The organism is Photobacterium sp. OFAV2-7 (assembly GCF_022347985.1).
Taxonomy (GTDB): Bacteria; Pseudomonadota; Gammaproteobacteria; order Enterobacterales; family Vibrionaceae; genus Photobacterium.
Map to the genome: position 1 here is coordinate 1 of NZ_JAKRFQ010000326.1, position 5,237 is coordinate 5,237.

The 5,237-nt window shown below is 45.6% G+C and carries 5 protein-coding genes and 1 pseudogene; all 6 read left to right on the plus strand.

Annotation, left to right across the window (positions count from 1 at the left end):
• Positions 1–451, plus strand: a 451-nt coding sequence (locus tag MHN01_RS15830; RefSeq protein WP_239412231.1) for a DUF3581 family protein, incomplete at its 5' end; no start/stop codon positions are given.
• 163 nt (positions 452–614) lie between these two features.
• Positions 615–1,163, plus strand: a complete 549-nt coding sequence (locus MHN01_RS15835) for a hypothetical protein (protein WP_239412232.1) — start codon at positions 615–617, stop codon at positions 1,161–1,163.
• 194 nt (positions 1,164–1,357) lie between these two features.
• Positions 1,358–2,239 (plus strand): LysR family transcriptional regulator, encoded by an 882-nt coding sequence (locus MHN01_RS15840; RefSeq protein ID WP_239412233.1) that lies wholly within the window; start codon positions 1,358–1,360, stop codon positions 2,237–2,239.
• A gap of 372 nt (positions 2,240–2,611) precedes the next feature.
• Positions 2,612–3,616 (plus strand): N-acetyltransferase DgcN, encoded by a 1,005-nt coding sequence (gene dgcN / locus MHN01_RS15845; protein WP_239412234.1) that lies wholly within the window; start codon positions 2,612–2,614, stop codon positions 3,614–3,616.
• 14 nt (positions 3,617–3,630) lie between these two features.
• Positions 3,631–4,605 (plus strand): N-acetyl-D-Glu racemase DgcA, encoded by a 975-nt coding sequence (gene dgcA, locus MHN01_RS15850; RefSeq protein ID WP_239412235.1) that lies wholly within the window; start codon positions 3,631–3,633, stop codon positions 4,603–4,605.
• Positions 4,606–4,907: 302 nt separating this feature from the next.
• Positions 4,908–5,237: pseudogene (locus MHN01_RS15855) on the plus strand (GTPase RsgA); the annotation flags it as partial.

A 5,237-nucleotide genomic window follows, 5' to 3' on the forward strand; every position in this document is an offset into this window, starting at 1 on the left:
GATTGATGGCAGCGGTAAAGAGTATCTCCACATTATCCGTGAAGGTGATACCACGCTTAACCAGGATTTGATTGAACAAGTCACCAAGAGCTATGTCCAGTTCTCTGGTATGAATTTTCCGCACATCATGGTACCGCTAATGGAATCCAAGCAAATCATGATTAACCCAACTCGCCCGTTGGTTATCTATGAAAGCATGGAACTTGATTTCGAACGCCTTGATATTTCATCGCCAACAGTTGAACTGACAGGTTCTGATATCGATGTCGACGGCAAACGCGGCAGCGTGACATTAAAATTCTGCTTCAAAGAAAACGGCGAAGTTGTCGGTACTGGCCGTAAGCGTATGGTCATGAGCGGCCTTAAGCCGTACTGCCAAAACGATATCGACGACTTGGTTAACCGCTTCAACCAGCGAAAAGATGATTTCACTGCGTTATTAGCTGCTTAATCATACAGCACCAAAGAATCTAAAAATGCCGGCCTTAAAGCCGGCATTTTATTTCGCTTTATATATCTAGCCCTCTGCCTCTCCTCCTATACTCTATGGTGTCTTTTACTGATATTGCATTGATACGACTTGTATCAACCATAGAAGTAGTGGAGAAACCAACATGGTTAAGCGACTAATACCTAAGTTACTGTTTGTTGCTGTAGCTGGCTTTGCCGGGAGCATGAACAGTATTGCCGAAGATGATTTGCAGGCACTTGTTGCAAGAGCAAAATCAGCGGCTCCGGCCGAAATTAGTGGTAAGGCTACGGTAATCGTAGACGGTAAAGAAGTGGTTAAAGGCACCAATGGCTGGGTTTGTCTGCCAGACACTTTTCCCGATGATGGAATGCCAATGTGTAACGATCCGGTATGGATGGAAATGCTGGATGCCATGGTGAACAAAAAAGACTTTAAGGCTGATCGAATTGGTATTTCTTACATGCTGCAGGGTGATTTAGGCGCAGGAGTCAGTAACTCTGACCCATATCATTCCGATCCCAAGAAAGCCGACGACTACGTTGAAATGGGCGCGCACTTGATGATCATCGTGCCTGAAGAAATGCTAAAAGGATTAACAGACGACCCAAGTAACGGTGGCCCATACATCATGTGGAAAGATACACCTTACCGCCATATCATGGTCCCAATCTCACCAAAACCATTAAACTAGCAAACAATTTATAGCAACAATGATGTGAATTCCTGTGTATTTTCAGCTTGGTATCATTGATAAAGACAGTGATAACTTTATAGTAATACCAAGCTAATATCATATTAGCTTGGTATGCTGACATTAAATCACTTATGCCAACCTCGCTGGCAGAGTATTATATTCACTGAGTAGTCAATTGACAGGGATCCATTTTGAACCTCAGACAAATCGAAGTCTTTTACGCGGTGATGAAATCAGGAACGGTTTCTGGTGCGGCGAGACAACTTCATGTTTCTCAACCCAATGTTACCAGAGTACTCTCGCATACCGAGCAACAGCTAGGATTCGCACTATTCCAACGGATAAAAGGCCGATTAATTCCAACCGATGAAGCACAAAGACTGCTTCCTGAAGCAGAAAAAATCTACCAACAACTCGGCAGTTTTCATTCATTAACTAACAAGATTAGAAAAGGCAGCCAACATCTGAGAGTTGGTGCCCCCCCTATTCTTGCCACATCATTGTTAACACCTGTTATCGCTGAGCTATGTAAAAAGAGTAATATTTCGGTAGAACTGAGTACAGATAACAGAGCGGCATTATGTACAGGCCTGCTTCAAAATCAACTGGATCTGGTTATCTGCTTCGGAAGCGAGATTCCGCCTGCAATTTCTGGCCAAGAGCTTTTCAGTGAAGAAATGATGCTAATTTCCCCTCATCAAAACCAAAATATTCCTTTAGTTGAAGACGATAATTCCAGAGTAGATTGGCCCCGACTAGTGACAACGTCACAAGAAATCATAGGGCTTGATCACCGCGATCCGCTTGGCAGTCTCTTAAGCCAATCCATTCAACATTACGAACCTGATTACCACCATCAGATTACAGTGCGCTCATACAGCGCTGCCGCTCAATTGGTCGAGCATGGTGCCGGACTCGCTGTTGTTGATCCCTGGACAGCCTCCCTCTTTGCAAACCGGTTGGAGCGAAAGCACCTTGAGCCCGCGTTAAGCTTCTCTGTTTCCTTGCTCTATGCCGATCACAGTCCAATCTCTGTGACAGGTGAAAAATTCATCTCAATGCTTAGTCGCTAGTCCTTCAGTCAGCCGCATCCCCTCTATACTATGAATTGATAAGGCGTATTGCTTAAACCAATTCTAAAGAGAATGCTGAGGACGCTAACAATGGCTGACTACTTTTTTCCTATCGTCTCAATGATGGCTTACGCATTTCTGATCTGGAAATTGCTCCAACCAAGACCACCTAGAAAGTCAGATTCGAAAAAGAAATAGACGCTGCACGTGATTGCTCTTACCAAGCAGAATACGGCACGCCGTTGATCAGCAAAAGCACTTTTCTGGCAGGGTATAACTTGAATTTATACCCTGCAGACAAATAAGTATTCGGCTTCTTGCACTTCACTCCTTACAGTAAGTGTCATTGTTTGCACCATACAAGGAAGAATCATGCAAATCCCTCAACCCTACTTACTCTTTCTCGGTGACGTCACCGATCCCCTTTCCGCCAAAACAGCCAAAGGAATACTCCAGTGGCGTCCTCAGATGTGTACAGGTCAATTAAGACTTACGCAAGAAACGGTATCGCTAGGCATCACCGATCTTTCTCTGGCCAAGGCCAAAGAACGTGGAGCTAAAACCTTGGTTGTTGGGACCGCCAATGCTGGAGGTTTTATTTCTCAGTCATGGCTGGCAACATTACAAGAGGCCATTGAGCTTGGCTTCAACATTGCTTCAGGCATGCATCAACGACTCAATGACTTCCCGGCCCTTTCTAATGCAGCCAGTATTCATGGATGCCAGCTATTTGATGTTCGTCATTATGATCAGCCGCTTGCTGTCGGTACCGGAAAACCGCGTCAGGGAAAACGCCTGCTCACGGTTGGCACCGACTGCTCGGTGGGAAAAATGTACACATCGCTCGCTCTTGAAAAAGAGATGAATCGACAGGGATTGACTGCCCAGTTCCGTGCAACAGGGCAGACAGGCATCTTAATTTCAGGTACAGGAATTGCCGTTGATGCCGTGGTTGCAGATTTCATCTCAGGCGCAGCTGAAGCAATTAGCCCTGATTTTACCGCTCATGATTGGGATGTAATCGAAGGTCAGGGTTCTCTGCTCAACCCATCCTTTGCAGGTGTCAGCCTTGGATTATTGCATGGTTCTCAGCCCGATGCACTGGTTCTTTGTCATGAGATCGGACGTGCCCACATTCGCCATTTACCCCACATGAGTGTTCCTTCAATCGAATCGACACTCGAGGCTAATCGCATGGCAGCAAGCCTGACAAACCCTAACACCAAATTTGTCGGAATTTGCCTTAATACCTCAGCCATTGAGGAAAGTGATGCGCTTGTGCTATGCCAACAATGGGAACAGCAGTATAAATTACCTGTCACTGACCCGGTTAGGTTTGGTGTTTCAACTATCGTTGACAAACTCCACTCGATTTAAAGCAAGAGAACATGATGATCATTAAGACACAGCACGAACAATTTCCCCTTGCGCGTCCTTTCACCATATCCCGAGGCACTCGGACTTATCAAGATGTAGTCACCGTTACTATTCAGCAAAATGGTCTTTCGGCTACTGCTGAATGCACACCCTACCCTCGTTATGGTGAGAGTATCGAATCAGTAATAAAGCAGATCGAGTTACTCAATCATAATCTCTCCGGTACTCAGCTAACCAGAGCTAACCTGCCCGATTACCTGACACCAGGAGCGGCCAGAAATGCTGTCGACTGTGCCCTGTGGCGCCTTGAGCATCAAGCCGCCTTTCCATATCAGGCATTTACTATTAAGCCCGAAATCATTACTGCAATGACCACCTCTCTTGATACACCTGAAGCTATGGGCAAACAGGCAAAAGAGTTATGTGATGAAAAAGGGGCGAAATTACTTAAAGTGAAACTCAATCATGAGTTAATTATCGAGCGGGTTAAAGCGGTTCGAGAAAATGCGCCTAAAGCCGATATTATTCTCGATGCCAATGAAGCATGGGGGGAGCTTACTCCGGATACAGATTTGAGTACCCTGTTCGAACAACTCGCCTCCTTTAATATCACTATGATTGAGCAGCCTGTCCCCAAAGGTATGGACAATATGCTTTTGGGTATCAATCACCCCATAGACTTGTGTGCCGATGAAAGCTGTCACACCAGTGAAGACCTTGATAAGCTGGTAGGTTGCTATGAAATGATTAACATCAAGCTCGATAAAACCGGTGGGCTGACAGAGGCACTAGCGCTGGAGGCCAAAGCACGTTCGATGGGCTTCAAAATCATGGTGGGTTGTATGGTTGGCAGTTCAATGGCAATGGAAGCCGCGCTCCCCATTGCCACCCATGCAGACATTGTTGACCTCGATGGCCCGGTTCTTCTTAAACACGACAGAGCCAACGGCCTGCGCTACCAAGCTGGAATGTTGCATCTCAACCACTGAAACACACTTTGCACATTCCAGTTCGTGGAAGTATTGAATCAATGACAATCTCTCTTCAGTACTTCCACCTTTTTATAATATTCAGAACGACAAAACGGTAGAACCAAGCGGGTAAGTCTGATAAATTCCAAGAGTCAATTAACCAATGGAGGAACGTTTGATGATTGTTTTAAAAACTAACCGGGCGCAGCGAGACTAATAGTTTAATCCCTCTCCCTCCTGCCCGGTCTTAAACCGGGGCCACAATGCCCCTGAAAATCTACTTTCAGAATGGTGCATAATGCATCAGGGGTCTATTTATCATGATCAAACCTATTTCTTTGCCTGAACTAGGCTGGAAACCTTTTTTTCAACAACAACTTTCGCTCGATGAATGGGAAACCACCCATATAGCCAGAGTCATGGCACAACATCGCAGTCAACTAACAATCATGACAGAACAAGGCGAGCAACAATTGAAGATTGCTCCCAGCATGCCTGCTATGACAGTTGGTGACTGGGTATTGCTATCTGGTGACAGCCAATTCGTTCGAGCTCTGGATCGCAGCTCCGAATTCAGCAGGAAAGCGGCGGGCAGCAAAGTACAGTCGCAGTTAATTGCAGCCAATATCGACACCGTTTTTATTGTCTGC

What these genes read in the sequence shown, in the direction of transcription:
- MHN01_RS15835 (WP_239412232.1), top strand. Translation starts at nt 615, where the DNA reads ATGGTTAAGCGACTAATACCTAAGTTACTGTTTGTTGCTGTAGCTGGC.
- dgcA (WP_239412235.1), top strand. Translation starts at nt 3,631, where the DNA reads ATGATCATTAAGACACAGCACGAACAATTTCCCCTTGCGCGTCCTTTC.
- dgcN (WP_239412234.1), top strand. Translation starts at nt 2,612, where the DNA reads ATGCAAATCCCTCAACCCTACTTACTCTTTCTCGGTGACGTCACCGAT.